The organism is Mycolicibacterium sp. XJ1819 (assembly GCF_053483675.1).
Genome location: NZ_JBEFST010000034.1, coordinates 1 through 20,064 on the forward strand (window position 1 = coordinate 1; position 20,064 = coordinate 20,064).

Annotated in this window: 18 protein-coding genes, 1 pseudogene and 1 riboswitch; of the genes and pseudogenes, 8 read left to right on the forward strand and 11 right to left on the reverse strand. The window is 66.0% G+C overall.

Going from position 1 to position 20,064, the window contains the following annotated elements; all coding sequences use genetic code 11:
• The 6 genes from ABQE89_RS25820 to ABQE89_RS25845 all read left to right on the forward strand — a co-directional run.
• On the forward strand, positions 1-1,042 hold a 1,042-nt coding region (locus ABQE89_RS25820), incomplete at its 5' end, for a hypothetical protein (protein WP_448421997.1).
• Complete coding sequence (locus ABQE89_RS25825; protein WP_448421998.1) at positions 1,043-1,612, forward strand: hypothetical protein; 570 nt, start codon at positions 1,043-1,045, stop codon at positions 1,610-1,612. It begins immediately after the preceding gene.
• Positions 1,609-2,937 carry an HTTM domain-containing protein gene (locus ABQE89_RS25830; protein WP_448422000.1) on the forward strand — a complete coding sequence of 443 codons (1,329 nt, stop codon included), beginning with the start codon at positions 1,609-1,611 and terminating at the stop codon, positions 2,935-2,937. The genes ABQE89_RS25825 and ABQE89_RS25830 overlap by 4 nt, the downstream gene beginning before the upstream one ends.
• Entirely contained in the window at positions 2,927-3,457 is a 531-nt protein-coding gene (locus ABQE89_RS25835; protein WP_448422002.1) for a hypothetical protein, read from the forward strand. Before ABQE89_RS25830 ends, ABQE89_RS25835 begins: the two co-directional genes overlap by 11 nt.
• A gap of 64 nt (positions 3,458-3,521) precedes the next feature.
• Positions 3,522-5,039 (forward strand): M28 family metallopeptidase, encoded by a 1,518-nt coding sequence (locus tag ABQE89_RS25840; RefSeq protein WP_448422003.1) that lies wholly within the window; start codon positions 3,522-3,524, stop codon positions 5,037-5,039.
• Positions 5,036-6,484 (forward strand): M28 family peptidase, encoded by a 1,449-nt coding sequence (locus ABQE89_RS25845; RefSeq protein WP_448422005.1) that lies wholly within the window; start codon positions 5,036-5,038, stop codon positions 6,482-6,484. Before ABQE89_RS25840 ends, ABQE89_RS25845 begins: the two co-directional genes overlap by 4 nt.
• Here ABQE89_RS25845 and ABQE89_RS25850 read toward each other — a convergent pair.
• The 5 genes and pseudogenes from ABQE89_RS25850 to ABQE89_RS25870 all read right to left on the reverse strand — a co-directional run bounded on the left by ABQE89_RS25850 (position 6,438) and on the right by ABQE89_RS25870 (position 12,403).
• Positions 6,438-7,726 (reverse strand): annotated as a pseudogene (locus ABQE89_RS25850) (uracil-xanthine permease family protein). The gene ABQE89_RS25845 and the pseudogene ABQE89_RS25850 overlap by 47 nt on opposite strands.
• Before the next feature lie 19 nt (positions 7,727-7,745).
• Positions 7,746-8,978 carry an APC family permease gene (locus ABQE89_RS25855; RefSeq protein WP_448422007.1) on the reverse strand — a complete coding sequence of 411 codons (1,233 nt, stop codon included), beginning with the start codon at positions 8,976-8,978 and terminating at the stop codon, positions 7,746-7,748.
• 16 nt (positions 8,979-8,994) lie between these two features.
• The gene (locus ABQE89_RS25860) at positions 8,995-11,754 is read right to left on the reverse strand and encodes a helix-turn-helix transcriptional regulator (protein WP_448422009.1); all 2,760 of its coding nucleotides are present in this window, start codon (positions 11,752-11,754) and stop codon (positions 8,995-8,997) included.
• A 65-nt stretch (positions 11,755-11,819) separates the two neighbouring features.
• Complete coding sequence (locus tag ABQE89_RS25865) at positions 11,820-12,161, reverse strand: hypothetical protein (protein ID WP_448422029.1); 342 nt, start codon at positions 12,159-12,161, stop codon at positions 11,820-11,822.
• A gap of 17 nt (positions 12,162-12,178) precedes the next feature.
• Positions 12,179-12,403, reverse strand: coding sequence for a hypothetical protein (locus ABQE89_RS25870; protein WP_448422011.1), 225 nt, complete (start codon positions 12,401-12,403; stop codon positions 12,179-12,181).
• Between the two features lie 103 nt (positions 12,404-12,506).
• Here ABQE89_RS25870 and ABQE89_RS25875 point away from each other — a divergent pair, with 103 nt between their 5' ends.
• Complete coding sequence (locus tag ABQE89_RS25875) at positions 12,507-13,757, forward strand: TetR/AcrR family transcriptional regulator (RefSeq protein ID WP_448422013.1); 1,251 nt, start codon at positions 12,507-12,509, stop codon at positions 13,755-13,757.
• Here ABQE89_RS25875 and ABQE89_RS25880 read toward each other — a convergent pair.
• From ABQE89_RS25880 to thiC, 6 genes are all read right to left on the reverse strand, one after another.
• Positions 13,715-13,981, reverse strand: coding sequence for a DoxX-related protein (locus tag ABQE89_RS25880; protein ID WP_448422015.1), 267 nt, complete (start codon positions 13,979-13,981; stop codon positions 13,715-13,717). The genes ABQE89_RS25875 and ABQE89_RS25880 overlap by 43 nt on opposite strands.
• A 20-nt stretch (positions 13,982-14,001) precedes the next feature.
• Entirely contained in the window at positions 14,002-15,489 is a 1,488-nt protein-coding gene (locus ABQE89_RS25885) for a flavin-containing monooxygenase (RefSeq protein ID WP_448422017.1), read from the reverse strand.
• A 43-nt stretch (positions 15,490-15,532) separates the two neighbouring features.
• A complete protein-coding gene (locus ABQE89_RS25890; RefSeq protein ID WP_448422019.1) occupies positions 15,533-16,237 on the reverse strand; it encodes a DUF4190 domain-containing protein in 705 nt (234 codons plus the stop codon).
• The gene (locus ABQE89_RS25895) at positions 16,234-16,851 is read right to left on the reverse strand and encodes an alpha/beta hydrolase family protein (RefSeq protein WP_448422021.1); all 618 of its coding nucleotides are present in this window, start codon (positions 16,849-16,851) and stop codon (positions 16,234-16,236) included. Before ABQE89_RS25895 ends, ABQE89_RS25890 begins: the two co-directional genes overlap by 4 nt.
• Positions 16,848-17,684 (reverse strand): bifunctional hydroxymethylpyrimidine kinase/phosphomethylpyrimidine kinase, encoded by an 837-nt coding sequence (gene thiD / locus ABQE89_RS25900; protein ID WP_448422023.1) that lies wholly within the window; start codon positions 17,682-17,684, stop codon positions 16,848-16,850. Before thiD ends, ABQE89_RS25895 begins: the two co-directional genes overlap by 4 nt.
• On the reverse strand, positions 17,681-19,300 hold the full coding sequence (gene thiC / locus ABQE89_RS25905; protein WP_448422025.1) for a phosphomethylpyrimidine synthase ThiC: 1,620 nt from the start codon (positions 19,298-19,300) through the stop codon (positions 17,681-17,683). Before thiC ends, thiD begins: the two co-directional genes overlap by 4 nt.
• A riboswitch (TPP riboswitch) is annotated at positions 19,284-19,393 on the reverse strand. (Overlaps the previous gene by 17 nt.)
• 120 nt (positions 19,394-19,513) lie before the next feature.
• Here thiC and ABQE89_RS25910 point away from each other — a divergent pair.
• Positions 19,514-20,064, forward strand: a 551-nt coding sequence (locus tag ABQE89_RS25910) for an ATP-binding protein (RefSeq protein WP_448422027.1), incomplete at its 3' end; no start/stop codon positions are given.

A 20,064-nucleotide genomic window follows, 5' to 3' on the forward strand; every position in this document is an offset into this window, starting at 1 on the left:
GGGTGATGTTCTCGACGGGACGCTGGGTGATGTTCTTGACGGAACGTTGGGCGACGTTCTGGACGGCACGCTCGGCGACGTCCTCGACGGAACTGTCGGTGATGTTCTGGATGGCACGCTTGGCGATGTTCTTGACGGGACCGTTGGTGATGTCCTTGATGGGACGTTGGGTGACGTATTAGACGGCACCTTGGGTGACGTGTTGGACGGGACCGTTGGTGATGTTCTGGATGGCACGCTCGGCGACGTCCTCGACGGGACAGTTGGTGATGTTCTCGACGGGACCCTTGGCGATGTCTTGGACGGCACCTTGGGCGATGTTCTGGATGGCACGCTCGGCGACGTCTTGGACGGGACTGTTGGTGATGTCCTTGATGGGACGTTGGGTGACGTATTAGACGGCACCTTGGGTGACGTGTTGGACGGGACCGTTGGTGATGTTCTGGATGGCACGCTCGGTGATGTTCTGGACGGCACGCTCGGTGATGTTCTCGACGGGACCCTTGGCGATGTCTTGGACGGCACCTTGGGCGATGTTCTGGATGGCACGCTTGGTGATGTCTTGGACGGGACCGTTGGTGATGTCCTTGATGGGACGTTGGGTGACGTATTAGACGGCACCTTGGGCGATGTTCTGGATGGCACGCTTGGCGACGTCCTCGACGGAACTGTCGGTGATGTTCTGGATGGCACGCTCGGTGATGTTCTGGACGGCACGCTCGGCGATGTTCTGGATGGCACGCTTGGCGATGTTCTCGACGGGACCCTTGGCGATGTCTTGGACGGCACCTTGGGCGATGTTCTGGATGGCACGCTTGGTGATGTCTTGGACGGCACGCTCGGTGATGTCCTCGACGGCACGACCGACTCGACCGACGGGCCGCCCGAGCCGCCGGCGGGGCCGATCGCGCGCTTCTTCGCTTTCGTCGGCGATCTGCTGAGTTGGTCGATCGACTTCGTTGTCAACGTGGTCCGCGGGATCTTTGACGTCATCTTCGGTGGGCCACCGCTTGCGGGTGGCGGAGGCTGGTGGGAGCTCTAAGTGGCCACATCGCACAAACGTCACACCAGTGACGTCGGCCGAGGGCGGTCAAAGCGATCCCGCCTCAAAGGGTTGAGCCTCGGTGAAGCCGCGATCAGCGTTTTGATCATCGGGATTCTGGCGATCAGTCTGTTGAGTACGCTTCCGAAGTCGCTCATCAAAGAGGCTGTCGCGCCAGTCCTTATCCCGGTCGCCCGAAGCGCCGGGTTGGATCAAAACTGGGCAATGTTCGCGCCGAATCCACCGCGGACCTTCTCGAAACTCGAAGTCCACGTGATCATGCGGGACGGTGAGGACCGGGTCTGGCGACCAGAAGACGACAAATCAATGCCGGACATCTATTGGCGAAAAGTCAAGGAAGAAATAGTCAAGCGCAAGGAATTTCGGCCAGGCCTGGCGTCTTGGGTCATCCGTAACCAGGTCAAGCCCAACGAACGTCCTGCGCGCGTGGTGATGATCGTGACCACCGAAACCTTGCCTCTTCCAGGACAGGGTGAGCCAAAGATCACCAAACGAGTGGTGTTCGATCAGAAACTTGCATCGGCTGCGTCGGGAGCGAGGACATCATGAATTTGAAATCTGGCGCACAGAACATGGGCCGAGAAGCACTGCAGGGCTGGAGGAACTTCTGGTTCGGCCCGCAGCTGGCCTACACGCTCGGCATCGTGCGTATCGCCTTCGGCGCGCTCATCATTGGCTGGACGCTTCTACTGTCGTCCGACCTCTACATCGCGTTCGGGACAAAGGGGATCATGCCCCAGCCCCCGCCGCAGGCATACACCTGGGGGATTTTCAACGAGTTCAGCAGCGACACAGCGCTTCTGATCGGTTGGATCGTCCTGTTGGGCGCGGCCATCGCCTTGACCGTCGGATGGCATAGCCGGCTCGCGGCGATCATCGTGTTCGTCCTGATTCTGTCCTTCCAGAGACGAGACCCGCTGATTTTCAATCTCGGCGACGTCGTCATTCGTCTTGAAGCGTTGTTCCTCGCCTTGGCGCCCTGCGGAGCGGCGTTGTCGCTTGATCAGAGGCGACGAGATGGCTCCTTCTGGTCGGCGCGCGAAATCCGGCCGTGGGCTCTTCGCCTGATGCAGATCCAGCTCTCGATCATCTACATCTCGACCGTCATCGCGAAGACCGCCGGCGAAACCTGGCATAACGGCACTGCGGTGGCCTACGCCCTTCGGCAGCGGGACCTCCAGATCATCCCGCTTCCGAGCTTCCTGTACGACAACCTCCTGATCCTGAACGCCCTCACGTGGGGGACGCTCATCATCGAGGTCGCGATCGGCGTACTCGTCTGGAACAGACGATGGCGGCCGTGGGTGCTCGCCGCCGGCGTCATGCTGCACGCCGGGATCAGCTTGACCCTGGAAGTCGGGTTCTTCTCCTTCGCGATGTTCATCTTGTATCTCGCGTTCATACCTCCAGAGCGGGCTGAAGCCATCGCCACAGGCGCGCAGCGACGACTGGCCGCACTCACCGCACGACTGCTCCGGCGAGACGCCGAAGTGGTCGACGACGAAGTCGACCCGGCGCCCAGCGATGAACGTAGGGATCCAGCCGCGCAACCGGTTTCGCACCGCAGCACGGACCGCGTGCTGGTTTCCGACGAGTACCAAGACGACAGCGAAGCGGCTAAGCCGCCGGCGGACACCGCAGCACGTATCAGCGCAGCGCTCGAGGCCGCCAAACAGAACGGCGACATCGCTCCGCGTACGGCCAAGCGTTGGCGTAACGGGCATGCTCCGTCGGGCCCCACGGTGAGGATCGACACCAACAAGCGCCAGGCAGTGAACGCCGCCGGTGTGTCAACGGGGGTCGCGGTATCCGAGCGCCGGGGTGGCGACCGTGCGTCCACAGCCGGCCGTCACAGCCGAGATGATGACCGGTAGACAGCGCACCGGGAGGCCCCCGACCCGCAAATGGTCGGGCCTCTCGGAGATCGCGATCAGCGTGCTGGTCATCGGAATCTTGGGGATCGGCGTCATCAGTTCCCTCCCGAAATCGACGGTGAAAGCCAACATCGTTCCAGCGGTAGCCCCCGTCGCCCAAGCCGTCGGGCTCGAACAGAACTGGGCCATGTTCGCTCCGGAGCCGCTCCGGACGAACACGCGCCTCGAAGTCCACGTGATCATGAGCGACGGTGAGGATCGGGTATGGCGACCGGAGGAGGAGTCGTCGATGCCCCGGATGTACTGGCGAGCTGTCAAAGAGCGGGTGAGTCAGCGCAAGGAGGTCCAGCCCGGTCTGGCGGCCTGGGTGATTCGTCAGCAGGTTCGCCCCGACGAAAGGCCCGCCCGAGTGGTGATGGTCGTGATCACCGAGACCATCCCTCTGCCGGGTCAGGGCGAGCCGAAGGTGACCAAGCGTGTGGCGTTCGACAAGAAGCTCGCGCCACCTGCCAGGAGATGATCTAGGGAGCCGCGGGACGCGGTGTTCGGGCGCCACCGCGCTGTTCGGCGCTAACGTGGACGCGATGGCGCAGGAAAAGTTGTTGAAGATGGGCGCAGTGGCGATGGCGGTCGCCATCGCCGTGGGCGGATGCGGACGTGAGATTCGCGCGCAGCCGGTTGCTGCGCCCCCACCGCCGGCCGGCGCGAGCGCTGCGGCCACCGAGTTCGCGGACACGCTGCGCAAGCAGATCACCGGCGACGCCCTGATGGCGCACCTGACAAGGTTCCAAGAGATCGCCGATGCGCACGGCGGCAACCGTTCCCTCGGTAGCCCGGGTTATGACGCCAGCGTCGACTATGTCGCTAACACGCTGCGCGACAAGGGCTTCGATGTGCAGACCCCTGAGTTCGAGGTTCGCCTGCCCTTCACCGACAAACCGTCTCTGACAGTCGGCGAGGCGACCATCGCCGCCAGACCGCTGGAATTCACCATCGGCACCCCACCCGGCGGGGTGTCGGGGCCACTCGTCCCCGCCCGCGTGGAGGATTCGCCGGGCTGCACGCCATCGGACTACGACGGGCTACCCGTGGACGGCGCCATCGTGTTGGTGGATCGCGGCACCTGCCAATTCTCCGAGAAGCAGGCCGCCGCGGCCGAGCGCGGTGCCGTGGCACTGATCGTCGCCAACAACGAAGAAGGCGACGAGATGGGCGCCACCCTCGGTTCGGGCACCGACGTGCAGATCCCCGTCGTCTCGGTTACGAAGGCCACCGGTGAGCGGCTTCGCGCAGCGCCGGGACCGACGACGTTGAAACTCAACGCCGGCGTGCGGATCGAGCGGTCGCGAAACGTCATCGCCCAAACCGCGACCGGAGCCACAGACAACGTGGTGATGGTCGGAGCGCATCTCGACAGCGTCCCAGAAGGGCCGGGAATCAATGACAACGCTTCCGGGGTGGCGGCGGTGCTGGAAACCGCACTGCAGCTGGGCAGCTCGCCGGAGGTGAACTACGCGGTGCGGTTCGGATTCTGGGGTGCTGAAGAGGTCGGACTGCTCGGTTCCCGAGACTACGTGGCGTCCCTGGACATCGAGGAGCTCAAGAACATCGCGCTATATCTGAACCTCGACATGGTCGCCTCGCCCAACGCGGGATACTTCACGATCGACGGCGATCAGTCGATACCGCCCGACGAAAATCAGGTGCCGCCGCGCGTGCCCGAAGGGTCGGCGGGGATCGAGCGCACGTTGGTGGCCTATCTCGACAGTGCCGGAAAGCCCGCCGAAGACGTGAACTTCGAGGGCCGATCCGATTACAGCAGCTTCACCCTGGCCGGTGTCCCCGCGGGCGGCCTGTTCACCGGCGCCGAAACCAAGAAATCACCCGAGCAAGCCGAACGTTGGGGCGGCGAGGCCGGCGAGCCGTTTGATCCCAACTACCACGAGGCCTCCGATACGCTGGACAACATCGACCGCACCGCATTGGAAATCAACGGCGGCTGCGCGGCGTATGCCGTCGGCATCTACTCGCAGGATCAGAGCGGACGTAACGGCTTGCCGATCCGCGACGACCGCGTCCGGCACCAAATTTCATCCCGATGAGGTGGTTCGCGGTCGCAGCAGTCGTCGCCGTGGCCACGGCGTGTTCGCCGCAAGGGCCGTCGGCACCCGACCCGGCCGAGAACCTGGTGAGCAAGGTCAGCGCCGACGGCATGATGACGCATCTGCGCACATTGCAGGAGATCGCCGACGCCAACGACGGAAGTAGGGCAAGCGGAACCCCAGGATACGAGCAGAGCGTCGACTATGTTGCGCAAACCCTGCGGGACACGGGGTTTGACGTCGAAACTCCCGAGTATGAGATGCTCGATCGCCTCGAGGGCGGCGACCCGTCGCTGACGGTCGGCGGGCGGGATTATCGCGTCGACCAAGCCTCCCTTCTCGTCACCACGCCGCCCGACGGCCTCAACGCCGTCACGCTGCGCCCGCAGCGACCGGCGGGATGCCGCAGCAGTGATTATGGCTCGGTGTCGGTGCGGGGGGCGATCTCGATCGTCGACGACACCGGTTGTTCGATCGTCGACAAGCAGAACGCGGCCGCCGATCGCGGCGCGGTGGGGTTGCTTGTCGTCAGTCCGCCGCGCTCCACCGGAGCCCCGGCCGGGCTGTTCCCGTCCGGGTACTACCACCGTCTGACCATGCCAATCGGTGTCATCGGATCCGACGCCAACACGGCGCTGCGACGCACCACGGCGTCGGTGAAACTTGTACTGGACAGCAAGCCGGTGATGAAAAAGGCGCGAAACATCCTGGCGCAGACCAAAACCGGGAACACAGGCAACGTCGTCATGGTCGGCGCTCACCTGGACAGTGCGCCGTCGACTCCCGGTGTCAACGACGACGGCTCAGGGGTCGCCGCGGTGCTCGAGATTGCGGCGGGACTCGGCCCTGCACCCGAGATCAGCAATGCCGTGCGCTTCGCGTTCTGGGGATCGGAGGAGAACGGGCTGCGCGGGGCGACACAGTACGTGCGTGGTCTCAGCCGCGACCAACTCGACGACATCGCGCTCTACCTCGACCTCGACATGCTCGGATCGTCGAATGCCGGGTATTTCACCTATGACGGTGACCAATCCGGTCAGCCCAACCCGGACATCCCGCTCCGCGAGATACCCGAGGGTTCCGAGGGAATCGAGCGCACGCTGGCCGGGTTCCTCAATGCCGCAGGTGTGCGGCCCGCCGATATGCCACTCACCAGGTACACCGATTACGCTGCGTTCCTGGCGGCGGGCGTTCCGGTCGGCGGTCTGACCACGGGATCATCACAACGCAAAACCGAAGTGCAGGCGCGCCTTTGGGGTGGACAGGCCGGTGTACCGTTCGACCCGAACTATCGCACGGCCAGGGACACGGTCGACAAGGTAGACCGGCAAGCCCTCTCGCTCATGGGTTCGGCCGCCGCGTTCGCCGTCGGTACGTACGCGGAATCGGTGGACGGTGTCAACGGGGTTCCGCCGCGGGGTGAGCGGCACCGGAGCGCTCGCTGATCTGTCGGAAGCTCAGCAGTCGCATACCGTGATACACCAGCAGTGCGGCGATCGAACCCAGCGCGATACCGGTGAAGGTCAATCCTGCTGCCTGCCAGGTGAAATCGGCGATACCGATGATCAGCGGTATCGCCGCGGTCATTTGGTTGATCGGCTTTGAGAAGTCGACGCGATTCGTCAACCAGATCCGCACACCCAGCACACCTACCAGCCCGTAGAGCACCACCGTGGCACCGCCGAGCACGCCGGCGGGAACAGCCGAGATCACCGCGCCCACCTTCGGGCACAGTGACAGCACGATCGCCACGCCCGCGGCGATCCAATAGGCGGCCGTCGAATAGACGCGGGTCGCGGCCATCACGCCGATGTTCTCCGCGTATGTGGTGGTGGCCGAACCACCACCGAACCCCGCCAGCGTCGTCGCCAGGCCGTCGGCGGCCAGGGCCCGGCCCATCACCGGGTCGAAGTCGGTGTCGGTCATCTGGGCAACCGACTTGACGTGGCCGATGTTCTCGGCGACGAGCGCGATCACCGCCGGCAGGAACATCGGCAGCACCGCCAAAGTGAATGTCGGGGTTGGAACTCGGGCAGGCCGAACCAGGGCGCGGACGAGATGGCAGACGTGTCGACCTCGCCGAGGACCAGTGCAAGCAGGTAGCCCACCGCGACCGCGGCGAAGATCGCCAGCCGTCCGATGATTCCCCGGAAGAAGGCAAGCGTCGCGACCAGCAGCACCAGCGTGACGAGGCCGACCAGTGGGCCCTGCTCGAAGTTCGACTTGGCCGCCGGTGCCAGGTTGAAACCGATCAGCGCGACCACCGCCCCGGTGACCACCGGCGGCAACGTCAGGTCGATCCAGCGCGTGCCGACCAGGTGCACGACGGCGCCGATGACGATCAGCGTGCCCCCGAGTGCCACCAGCCCACCCAGCGCGCTGCCCGTGCCGTGCGAGGCGACCGCAGCGGTCACGGGCGCGATCACCGCGAAGCTCGAACCCAGATAGCTCGGCAGACGATTACCCGTGATCAGCAGGAACAACACCGTGCCGACCCCGGAGAACAGCAGCGTGGTCGTCGGCGGGAAGCCGGTGAGCACGGGCACCAAGAACGTCGCGCCGAACATCGCGACCACGTGCTGCGCCCCGATGCCGACGGTGCGTCCCCAGCTCAACCGTTCGTCGGGGGCGACGATGAAATCGCTGCCCGGTCGCGCGTCGACGGGCTTCCAGGTCAATGCAATCACGGGAACCGACTACACACGATCAACGCTCCAGGCGCATGTGAATCGCGTACGCCACCGCCCCGATGAGCACCACGCCCGATCCCGTCAGCACCGACGCCAACGGGAGCAGAACCGCCAGCAGTACACAGCCCGCCAACCCGAGGGTGGGAATCGTCCGTCGGCCCAGTGTCCACGCCGACGCGTTGGCGATCGCGTAGTACAACAGCACGGCAAAGGAGGAGAAGCCGATGGCCGCACGCACATCCACGGTGGCCGCGACGACGGCCACGATCGTGCCGACCACCAGTTCGGCGCGGTGCGGGCTACCGAATTTCGGGTGCACGGCCGCCAGCGGCCGCGGCAGATGGCCGTCGCGTGCCATCGCCAACGTCGTCCGCGACACCCCGAGGATCAGGGCCAGCAGCGAACCCAGCGCCGCCACCGCGGCCCCCGCACCGACCACCGGGACCAGGGCGGGCGCGCCTGCCGACCGCACCGCATCGACAAGGGGTGCCGTCGAGGAAGCCAGTGCGCCGCTGCCTAATTCGGCGAGGACGGCGAACGCGACCAGCCCGTAGATCACCAGCGTCATCGCCAGCGCGACCCCGATCGCGCGCGGAATGGTGCGCGCCGGCTCGCGCACCTCCTCGCCCAGCGTGGCGATCCGGGCGTAGCCGGCGAACGCGAAGAACAGGATCCCGGCGGCCTGCGCGACACCGGCGGCGGAGACATCGCCGCGCCACACCAGCAGCGCGTCGTGTGCCTCGCCGGATCTCAACACGGCGACGACCACCGCGGCCAGCACAGCCAGCACCACGGCCACGATGGCCCGCGTGAGCATCGCCGACTTCTTGATGCCGAGGTAGTTCACCGCGGTCAGCCCCACCACTGCGGCCACCGCCACCGCGTGCGCCTGAGACGGCCACACGTAGAACCCGACCGTCAGCGCCATCGCCGCACAGGACGCGGTCTTGCCGACGACGAAACTCCACCCCGCCGTATATCCCCAGAAGTCACCGAGACGTTCGGTGCCGTAGACGTAGGTGCCGCCCGATCGCGGGTAGCGGGCGGCCAGCCGGGCCGAGGAGGTCGCGTTGCAGTAGGCGACGAAGCCTGCGAGAGCCAACGCGATCAGCAGCGCCCCACCCGCCGCATCCGCCGCGGGCGCCAGCGCGACGAAGATGCCGGCGCCGATCATCGACCCCATGCCGATGGTCACAGCGTCGAAGGTGCCCAGCCGCCTCGGCAGCGCGGGCCCGTCGCTCGCGCTCACCCCGGGGACGCCATCGTCAGTCGTCTGACCCCAGGCGGTGCATTCGCTGCCCGAGTTCGGCGCGGCTGCGAACCCCCAACTTGCGGTAGATCCGGCCGATGTTGTGCTCGACGGTCTTCGGGCTGATGAACAGTTTCGCCGCGATGTCGCGGGTGGTCATTCCCGATGCGGCCAGTTCGGCGACGCGCTGCTCGGACGGAGTCAATCCCAAGTTCTGTGTGGTGGTGACGTGTGTGCGCGCCAGCTCGGTGCGGGCGCGCTCTGCCCACAGTGGCGCACCCAGCGCTTCGAACCTCGACAGCGCCTCGGTCAGTACGTCAGCGGCCTTCTGCTTCTGCCGCTTTCGGCGGTTCAACTGACCCGCCACCAGCAAGGTGCGCGCTGTTTCGAACGGCATGGGCACCCGATCGCACTGGCACATCGCGCGCTCGGCGGCGTCGATGGCGGCGGTGACGTCACCTCGGCTCGCCAGCAAGATGGCGCGGCAGCGATTGCTCGCCGCCAGCACCCAGGCCCGATCCAGACGCCGGCCGTCGGATTCCCATTTGTCGATGAGGGCCTCGGCCTCATCGAGACGCCCGACGCCGATCAGCGCCTCGATCGCGTCGGCCATCGCCCAGCCGTTGATGGGATCGGTGCACGGCCGGGTCTCGTAGATGAACATCAACGGCTCGAAGGTCTTCACCGCCGCCGCATAGTCGCCGCGCGAGGTCTCCAGAAAGCCCAACGTCGCGATCGGCCACGCCGCCATGCTCGGTAGCTCCAGACGGGTCGCCGATTCGATCACCGTCTCCGCATCGCGACGCGCGTCATCCACGCGCCCTCGATGCGCCGCGACCGCCCCCCGCACGGACAGCGGGATGACGTTGACGTCGTTGCCGCCGAGCTGTTCGGAACGCTCGACCGCCTCGTCGGCGATCGTCGCGGCATCGGAAAGTCGTCCGTGCCACATCGCGATCATCGCGCGGTATCCCGCGACGGCCATGAGGTCGCGTTCGGCGCCGCGGTCGAGGTAGTGGCGCTGGACCTTGAGCATCTGCTCTTCGGCGTCCTCCAATCGGCCGGAGAGCGCGAGCACGAGCGCGTAGACGCCGCTGGCACGCGCGGGGAAGGCCTGGTCGAAAGCGAAGTCCTCACATTCGAGCGCGCGCGCAAGACTGTGCTCGTCGAGAGGCTCCCCGAACATGAACCGCATCGCCACCTGGTGTGCGAGCGCTTGGCTCAGAAACCGACCGTCGCTGGACTCCTCGGCGAGCAGGACAGCTTCGTGCGCCCGCTTCAAGGATTCGTCCCAGCAGTAGGACATCCCTTCGGCGAACGACAGCATCACCAACGCCGGAATCAGCAGCGAATCCACCCCGAATGCGTGGTCGATCGCATCGTGCAGGCACGCCTTGGCATCTCGAAGTCTGTTGGCATATATGGCGATACCCGCAAGAAGTAGTTGCGCGACGGCTCGGGCCGGGCCCGCGGTCAACTCGGTCAGACTGGACTCGAGCAATTCCTGCGACCGGGCGGTGTCGCCGGCTTGGAAATGGTCGCCCGCGGCGCGGAGTCGACGCATCGCGGTGTCGCCACCCAGCCGTCTGGCGAGATCGGTCAGTTCCGCCGCTGCGGCCGGCGCCCCGCGTCCGCGTGCCACCTCGGCGGCTTCGTCCAGTGTCTGCAGCACCTGCGAATCGGCGCTGGCGCTGCCCAGGGCAAGATGTCGCGCCTTGAGTTCCGGCTGTGGCTCCACCTCGGACAATGCGCGATGCATCCGACGACGCTGCGGCGCAGTGGCATTGGTGTAAACGCCGCGCGCCAACAGCGGATGAGCGAAGCGCAGCCGGTTTCCGTCGAGCGTCACCAGGCCGTCGCGTTCGGCGTGCTCCAGCAACTCGACGACCTCGGGAACGGATCGGCCGGTGGTGGCGCCGACGAGCTCGACGGTCGGTTCGGTCACGCTGGCCGCCGCGAGCAGCACCGCCCTGGTGTCCTCGTCGAACCGCTGAATCCTGTTGCGTACCAGCTCCGCCAACGTCGGAGGGAGCACCAGGTCGTTTCCGCTGTCGAACAGCACAGCGCGCGCCAGCTCCAGCGCGTAGAAGGGATTTCCGCCCGACGCCTCGGCGATGCGCGCCATGGTGGGTCGCGGCAGTGACCGCCCCAGCCGGTCGGAGATCATCCTGTGCAGCGCCCCCAGGCTCATCGGGGCGACTCGGAACAGTGCGACGCCGTCGGGCCGGCTCAGACTGATCCAACCCGCGGACGGCTGGTCGGCATCGGTGCGCACCGTGACCAGCACGCCGATCCGTCCGCGCAGGCGTCGGGTGGCGAACTGCACGACCGCCCGACTCGACGAATCAAGCCACTGCACGTCGTCGATGGCGATGAGCGCCGGCGACTGGTGGCTGAGCGCGTCGACGACGGCCATGAAGGCCGCAGCAGCGACCCACTGGCCGGTGTCGGGACCGTCGCCGCCGGCGCGCAGCAAAATCCGCTCTATGGCCAGACGTTGCACGTCAGGCAGGTCCGCGAAGATCTGCGGATCGACACCTGCAAGCAAGTCTGCCACGGCCGCATACGCCAGCACCGACTCGGCCTGCCCCGCCCGCGCCGACAGCACCCGAAAGCCCTCGGCGGCCGCGCGCTCCACGGCCTTGAGCCAGATGGTGGTTTTACCGATACCCGCCTCGCCAGCGATAACCAGGCCCGACGGTTGCGTCGCGGCGGAGGTCAGGAGCTTGGCGACCTGCGCCATCTCCTTGGACCTGCTCAGGGTGGCGGTTGGCACAGCGTCATCATCCGGCAAAGCCGCGCGCACCGTCGTGATAACAAACGTTGTCAGACTGGTTTTCGTCAGGCGGAGTCGCGCCGCGACACCGGCGACTCACGGGCGGAGGTGGTGGCCGCGGCGACCGCCACCGCCAGCAGCACCATTCCGCCGAGCACGACCATGGGGATGGTCCACAAGCGGCGCAGCAGCAATGCGCTCTCACACTCGTCGACGTAGTCCGTCTCCCCCACGGTCGCCGCCGCCTGCGTCAACTCCGCGCTGTAGCCCTTTCCACAGTTGATCTGGAAACCCCACTGGTCGTAGTCGTCCAGGAAGACCGGGAAGTTCAGCGCGAACAGACCGATGCCGAGCACGATGGCGGCGACGATGCCCGTGTAGGCAAGACGATGGTGCCGCTTCTCCATCTCCACGATTCCCCCGTTCAGGTCATACACACGTCGGCGAACAACAGCACCGGCCACGACACGATCGACCCGAGGTAGGAAACCGCCAGGTCCAGACCTGCCATGCGCTCCAGGTGCGCGGTGTGGGTGCTCGACCAGATCACACCGACGATCAGATACGGTGTGCCGACGATCAACGCCACCGTGATCAGCTGGCCGATGCTCACCCTGTGGCTCAGCAGCCTGCGAAACACCTCGAGCACGTCACTATGTTAATGGTAATTCTTCATCGTGTGGCACCTCTTTTACAAGATCGTCAGCAAGATTCTTCTGTTATGTGTGCCGCTGGTCCGTTAAGGTGACGCCATGGGGCGTGCCGGATCCGGCGCCGGCGACGCGGTGCGACGCCGGCCGAAGGACCGTAAAGAGCAGATCGCTCGCGCGGCCGCGGAGGCGTTCAGCACGCTGGGCTTCTACGGCGTGAGCATGGAAACCATCGCCTCGCGGGTGGGGATATCGGCCGCCGCGTTGTACCGGCACTATCCCAGCAAGTACACACTCTTTCGCGACGCGGTGCTCAACCTCGGCCAGCAGTTGGTGGACTGCACCGCGTTCGTCGACGACGTCGAGTTCGACGACCCGCTCCTGATGCAGCGTCAGGTGATCGCGGCGCTGATCGACACCGCGATGCTCAACCGCGAATCCGGCGGACTGTACCGGTGGGAGGGCCGCTACCTTCGCGGCGATGACCAGGCGTCGTTGTTCTCGCAGATGCGCACCGTCCACCACCGCATCCAGCGACCGTTGAGGCGGATGCGGCCGGATCTGACGTCACGACAACGGTGGACGCTCTCGGCGGCGGTGCTGTCGGTCGTCGGCAGCGTCGTCGATCACCGGGCCAAGCTTCCCGCCGTTCAGGTGCGTGCGCTGCTGGCCGATCTCGCCGACACCGTGCTGGGGGCGGAGTTCCCCGACGCAACGGAGGTCGACGACATCGGCACTCCCGCAGCGCCCCCCGCGCCGGAACCGTCGAAATACGAAGCGCTGCTGAACGAGTCGATGCGGCTGTTCAACAACAAGGGTTACCGCGACACCAGCATGGGCGACATCGCCGCCGCGGTGGGCATGCCGGCCTCGGGCATCTACCGCTACTTCTCCGGGAAGGCCGACATCCTCGCCGCGGCCTTCCGCCGCGCCGCCGACCGCCTCTCCTCGGAACTGTCGGAGATCGTGAACGCGGTGCCGGACCCCGAGGAGGCGCTCACCGCGGTCATCGACTCGTATGTGGTGAGGTCCTTCGCGCAGCCCGAACTCGATTACGTCTACTACACCGAGCGACTCAACATGTCGCCGTCCGACCAGAAGATCCTGCGCAACATGCAGCGGTCCACGGTGGAGAGTTGGGTGGGTCTGGTGGTCGCGGTGCGTCCGGAGTGGACACCGGGCCAGGCCCGGTTCGCCGTCCACGCCGCGATGTCGCTGGTGATCGACCTGGGTCGGTTGATGGCGTATACGAACTCGGCGGACAGCATCGCCACGGTGCGCCAGTTCGTCGACCTGACGCTGACCGGGCGTTACCGGTTGCGCACCGCGTTACCCGCCAAGTACGCGAGATAGCCGATGGTCCCGACGAGGGCCAGCTTGCGGGTCTTGACGGTGGCCAACCCGAGGCCAAGCGCCGTCTCGATGCCGCCGTTGATGTAGGTGTGCTGCCGGATGTTGTCCGGAAAGGCTTGGGCGGTCATGGATTCGAACATCTGCGGGCGGACGAAGTGTGCGAGCCCGATGCCCGCTACACCCAGGCCGACCAACTGGGCGGCACGCGAATTGTCATTGGACACAGCTGGCGAGTCTCCTCTGGTCACGCAATCTGGTAATCGGTCAACGGAAAGTTCGACGCCTCTTTGATGGCGGTGCGGGTCGGCATCGGCCGAAGCAGCGACGCTTCTCCACTGGGGTTGAAGTAGTACGAGCGTGAGGTCGCGCAATTGCCGACGGTGAACACCGAATCGCCGATGAGGTCGGTCATCTTGTCGAGGTAGCGGGCGTTCGCCTCCTCGGTGACCTCGAAGGTCGTCGCGCCGCGCCGCTTGAGCTCGCCGAAGAGTCGGTCCATATGGCGCATCTGGTATTCCATCGTGTTGAAGAAGTTCAGGCCCAGGAAAGCGTACGGGCTGGCCAGGCTGAGGAAGTTCGGGAAATGCGGGATCGACACTCCCTGGTAGGCCTGGAACCTGGTGTCGCGCCACCACTTTCCAAGGTTGCGGCCGTTCCGCCCGATCACCTCGATGGCCGGGAAGTTGGCCTCCCACAGGTCGAACCCGGTGGCGAGCACCAACGTGTCGATCTCGGTCTTGGTGCCGTCGTTGGCGACGATGCCGTCGGGCTCGATCCGCTCGATACCGCCGGCCTGTAGATGGACGTGCGGCTTGGTGAACACCCGGTAGTAGCCGTTCGAGAATGTCGGGCGCTTACAACCGAAGTCGTAATCGGGGGTCAGTTGCTTGCGCAGTTCGGGATCCCTGATCGACAGGAACCGGTGCAGCTTGGCCAGGTCCGAGGCGCCGATGTTGAGCCGGCGGAACAGTAACTGTCGATGATGCAGTCCGACGTAGATGAAGAACTCGTAGAGCGCGTCGGTGATCGCACGAATAGCGCGCTGCGCCAAGGGGACGCGGGCAAAGAGCCGTTTCGCGCGATTGGAGAACCGGAAGTCGACCTTTGGCACCACCCAGATGGGGGTGCGCTGGTAGACGGTGAGGTCGGCGGCCGTCTTGGCGAGTTCGGGAATGAGCTGGACCGCGGTGGCGCCGGTGCCGATGATCGCGACTCGACGGCCGGCCAGGTCGTAGTCGTCGTCCCAGGCGGTGGTGTGGATGATTTTGCCCGCGAAGCTGGTGATGCCCGGGATCTCGGGGGCGTGCGGCTGCGACAGGAACCCGGTGGCGGTGATCAGGTACCGGGTGGTCATGGTCTCGCCACCGCGGAGCGCGACGCGCCAGACCTTGGCCTCTTCGTCCCATCGGGCGCTCTCGACGGTCGTGTTGAACCGCATGTGCCTGCGCACGTCGTACTTGTCGGCGACGTCGTCGGCGTACTTCTTGATCTCGTCGCCCGTCGAAAACAGGCGCGACCAGTTCGGGTTCGGCTCGAAGAAGTAGGAATAGGTGGTGGTCGGGACGTCGACGGCCAGACCCGGATAGCGGTTGACGTGCCAGGTGCCGCCCAGGTCGTCCTCGCGGTCGAGGATGACGAAGTTTGTATAGCCCATGCGTTTGAGCTGGATGCCCGCGCCGATACCCCCGAATCCGGCACCGACGATGACCGCGTCGAACTGCTGCGAAGTCATGTTCAGACGGTACCTCAGGTACCGCCAAGGCTCGGCGAGCCTGTCAGCCCCGAAGCGGCCCCGCTCGAGGCGGATCCAGCGTCGCGATGCAGGTCACCGCCCTGTCGCCCTGGGCCCACGTGTCCTCGGTGGGATAGAGCACATAGAGCTGGACGGAATCGTCGACCATCGCCGCGGGCGAATAGCTCGCCAACTCGGGGCTGCATCGGTCGGCGTACCCGTCGATCGCGGCCTGGCCGGGGAAACCGCCGTCCGGCATGACGAGCACCGCGAACACCTCGCCCGCGTGTACCTCCTCGCAGCCGACCGTCTGCACGGTCAGCACCTGGGCGCCGCCCGGTATCGACTTGAGGCAGTCACCTTCCTTGATGTCCATCGCGACGACGGTGTCCCGGCCGACGCTGAGGTAGAAGATCAGTCCCGCTACGAGCAACAACACCCACAGACCGGACAGGACGAGGCCGGCGATGGCCATCCCGCGACCGCCCTGACCCTGTCGGGCCTTGGTCAACCCGACAATGCCGCAGACCACGCTGATCAGCACGCCGCCCAGCACCCCGAAGATCAGCGATACCACCGCCCACCAGTTCGTCTTCTGTTGCGGCGGCGGACCGTAGTGGCCGAATGCGGGCTCCGGGTACGGCAGCGGAGGCGGGGGCGGATACGGGTGCCACGGCTGCTGGCCGGGCGCCTGACCGTACGGCGGGGGCGGCTCGTACGGCGGCGGACCGCCCGGCGGCGTGGTCATCCGAGCAACAGTAATGCAGCGTCGACCGCCATGCGGGGTACGTCGAGCTTCTTGGAGCCCAGATCATGCCGTGCCCCGGTGATCTCGACGATCTGGCTGCGTCCGCCGACGAGCGATGCGGCGGCGCGCAGTTCGTCGATGGATCCGAACGGGTCGGCGGTGCCGTGGGTGAACACCGTCGGCACCCCGATACCGGGCAGGTGCCCGGTGCGCGCGCGCTCAGGCTTGCCGGGTGGATGCAGCGGATACGAGAACAGGGTCAGCACATCGACTTCGGCCGCCCCCTCGGCGACCGCCATCGACGTCATCCGCCCTCCGTAGGAATGTCCGCCGGCGATCAGCGGTCCGTCGACCAGCGTGCGGGCCGTCGCGATCGCCTCGACGACACCGGCCTGATCGGAGGTCGACGAACCCGACGGCGGCCCCTTCGGCCGGCGTCGGCGATACGGCAGGTTGTAGCGCACCGCGAGCCAACCCCGCCGCGCCCATTCATCGCAGATCCGCACCAGCAACGTGGACTCGCGGCTCCCGCCGGCGCCGTGGGTGAGCACCGCGACGCCGGCCGGCGAGCCGGCGGGCTCGTGAGCGATTCCCCCGATCTGGTCGAGCGTCATTCGGCGAGCCTGAACAGCGCCGACACCGGACCGTGACCACCACCCAACGGGTATGCCGCACGCAGACATTCGGTCACCCACCGCTTTCCGAAAGCGACCGCGTCGGGGACTTCGTAGCCGTGGCCCAGTGCGCTGGCAACCGCGGCGGCCAGCGTGTCGCCCGCCCCGTGGTCGTGACCGGTGTCGATTCGCGGACCGTCGAACTCGTAGAACTCGACCCCGTCGAACAGCAGGTCCAGACTCTGTGGCGAGTCCCGCAGGTGGCCGCCCTTGACCAGCGTCCATTTCGGTCCCAGCGCGTGCAGCGCACGCGCCGCCTCACGCTGCGACGCTTCGTCGACGACCTCGATGCCGACCAGCAGCCGGACCTCGTCGAGGTTGGGCGTTACCAGCGTCGCCAACGGGAACAGTTGGCTGCGCAGCGAATCGATGGCGCTGGGATGCAACAGCGGGTCGCCGTGCATCGACGCACACACCGGATCGACGACCAGCGACGCCGTCCCGACGAGTTGCTGGCGGCGCCAGACCTGGGCCACCGTGTCGATGATCGCCGAGGAGGCCAGCATGCCGGTCTTGGCGGCCTGCACACCGATGTCGGAGGCCACCGCCTCGATCTGATCGGCGATGATGTCCAAGGGAATTTCGTGAAAGCCCTTGACCCCCAACGAATTCTGAACAGTAACAGCGGTGACGGCGACCAGACCGTGCACACCGAGCAGCGCGAAGGTGCGCATGTCGGCCTGGATGCCCGCACCGCCACCGGAATCCGAGCCGGCGATCGTCATCACCCGTACCGGGGTGTCGCCGGGTCTGGGTAGCGGCAGATACGTCATGCGAGGGGGAGGTAGACCCGGCTGCCTTGTTCGGCGAACTCTTTGGACTTCTCGGCCATCCCGCGAGCCAAGGCGGCGTCGATGTCCTCTTCGGTCTCCAGGCCGTGCTTGGCAGCGTAGTCGCGGACATCCTGGGTGATCCGCATGGAGCAGAACTTCGGGCCGCACATCGAGCAGAAGTGTGCGGTCTTGGCGGGTTCGGCGGGCAGCGTCTCGTCGTGGAACTCACGAGCGGTGTCGGGATCGAGCGACAGCGCGAACTGGTCGTTCCACCGGAACTCGAAGCGGGCACGCGAGAGTGCGTCGTCGCGTTCCTGCGCGTGCGGATGCCCCTTGGCCAGATCCGCTGAGTGGGCGGCGATCTTATAGGCGATCACCCCGTCCTTGACATCCTTGCGGTCGGGCAACCCCAGATGTTCCTTGGGCGTGACGTAGCACAGCATCGCGGTGCCGGCCTGGGCGATCACGGCCGCGCCGATCGCCGACGTGATGTGGTCATAGGCCGGCGCGATGTCGGTGGCCAGCGGCCCGAGGGTGTAGAACGGCGCTTCCTCGCACAGTTCCTCTTCCAGTCGCACGTTCTCGACGATCTTGTGCATCGGCACGTGGCCGGGTCCCTCGATCATCACCTGCACGCCATGGGATTTCGCGACCTTGGTCAGCTCGCCGAGGGTGCGCAGTTCGGCGAACTGGGCGGCGTCGTTGGCGTCGGCGATCGAGCCGGGCCGCAGCCCGTCACCGAGTGAGAACGTCACGTCGTAACGCGCCAGGATCCCGCACAACTCCTCGAAGTGGGTGTAGAGGAACGATTCTCGGTGATGAGCGAGGCACCATGCGGCCATGATGGAGCCGCCGCGGCTGACGATTCCGGTGACCCGCTTTGCGGTCAGTGGAACGTAGCGAAGCAGTACCCCGGCGTGCACGGTCATGTAGTCCACACCCTGCTCGCACTGTTCGATCACGGTGTCGCGGTAGAGCTCCCACGTCAGTTCGGTCGGGTCGCCGTTGACCTTCTCCAGCGCCTGGTAGATGGGCACGGTGCCGACCGGCACCGGCGAGTTGCGCAGGATCCATTCCCGGGTCATGTGGATGTCGCGGCCGGTCGACAGGTCCATGATGGTGTCAGCGCCCCACCGGGTCGCCCACACCATCTTGTCGACTTCCTCGGCTATCGAGCTGGTGACCGCCGAGTTGCCGATGTTCGCATTGACTTTCACCGCGAACGCCTTGCCGATGATCATTGGTTCGGTCTCGGGGTGGTTGAAGTTGGCCGGGATCACCGCCCTGCCGCGGGCGACCTCGTCGCGCACCAGTTCGGCGGGCACCCGCTCGCGCGCAGCGATGAAAGCCATCTCGGCGGTGATCTCACCGTTGCGTGCGCGCTGAAGTTGGGTACCGCGGTCGCGCACCACGCCGGGACGCGGGGGCAGCCCCTCGTCGAGGTCGATGGTCGCGTCTGGATCGGTGTACGGCCCCGAGGTGTCGTAGAGGTCCAGGTGTTCGCCGTTGGACAGGTTGACCCGCCGGAACGGCACTCGGCCGCACTCGAGGTCGCGGTAGATCTTCGTGCTGCCCGCGATGGGGCCAGTGGTCACAGAAATGGTCAACTCGATCATCTCCCTACGCCGGCATTACCCGGTCAGGTTCGTACGGTCGACGGGCCTACCCGTCCTCTCAGCGCATTGGTGTGCGCTCCCGTGTGTGGACGCCTGCCACCGTAGCGCAGCGGTTCAAAAAGTGGGAGAGGACCATCGAGATCTCACCCGGGTAATCCGGCGATAGTTTGCTGAAATGTGGCGGGGCGCTGCGTCACCTGACACCATCTACACATGGCCACGGGGGTGGTCCGCGAGGGGGAGTCTCGGGCTGTCGAGGCTTTCCTCGCTTGCGTGCCCGCCGGGCCCTCAGCGCTGGTCCTGGAGGGTGAGCCCGGTATCGGCAAGACCACGGTGTGGCTGGCGGCATTGGATCGCGCCCGGGAGCACGGTTTCCGGGTGCTCGCGTCGCGTGCATCGTCGGCGGAATCAGTTCTCGCGTATTCGTCGTTGGCGGCACTGCTCAGCGACGTCGACGACGCACTGTTCGAGGAGTTGCCGCCACCGCAGCGACTGGCCGTCGACCGGGTGCTGTTGCGGGTGTCCGCTGGCGGGCCGATCACCGATCAGCGTGCGGTCTCTGCGGCGTTCATCTTCGTCGTCCAACGGCTTGCGACGTTGTCTCCGGTGCTGTTGGCCGTCGACGATCTCCAATGGCTCGATCATCCCAGCCTGAATACGATCGCGTCGGCCGTCCCACGGCTGACCGGGCCTGTGGGATTCCTCGCCACGGCGCGAATCGACACCTCCGGGAAGGGTTTCGATCACGAGCTGGTGCTTCGCCA

Coding starts and splice junctions, on each gene's coding strand:
- ABQE89_RS25830 (WP_448422000.1), top strand. CDS start 1,609: ATGAATTTGAAATCTGGCGCACAGAACATGGGCCGAGAAGCACTGCAG.
- ABQE89_RS25835 (WP_448422002.1), top strand. CDS start 2,927: ATGACCGGTAGACAGCGCACCGGGAGGCCCCCGACCCGCAAATGGTCG.
- ABQE89_RS25840 (WP_448422003.1), top strand. CDS start 3,522: ATGGCGCAGGAAAAGTTGTTGAAGATGGGCGCAGTGGCGATGGCGGTC.
- ABQE89_RS25845 (WP_448422005.1), top strand. CDS start 5,036: ATGAGGTGGTTCGCGGTCGCAGCAGTCGTCGCCGTGGCCACGGCGTGT.
- ABQE89_RS25865 (WP_448422029.1), bottom strand. CDS start 12,161: ATGGAGAAGCGGCACCATCGTCTTGCCTACACGGGCATCGTCGCCGCC.
- ABQE89_RS25875 (WP_448422013.1), top strand. CDS start 12,507: ATGGGGCGTGCCGGATCCGGCGCCGGCGACGCGGTGCGACGCCGGCCG.
- ABQE89_RS25885 (WP_448422017.1), bottom strand. CDS start 15,489: ATGACTTCGCAGCAGTTCGACGCGGTCATCGTCGGTGCCGGATTCGGG.
- ABQE89_RS25890 (WP_448422019.1), bottom strand. CDS start 16,237: ATGACCACGCCGCCGGGCGGTCCGCCGCCGTACGAGCCGCCCCCGCCG.
- ABQE89_RS25895 (WP_448422021.1), bottom strand. CDS start 16,851: ATGACGCTCGACCAGATCGGGGGAATCGCTCACGAGCCCGCCGGCTCG.
- thiD (WP_448422023.1), bottom strand. CDS start 17,684: ATGACGTATCTGCCGCTACCCAGACCCGGCGACACCCCGGTACGGGTG.
- thiC (WP_448422025.1), bottom strand. CDS start 19,300: ATGATCGAGTTGACCATTTCTGTGACCACTGGCCCCATCGCGGGCAGC.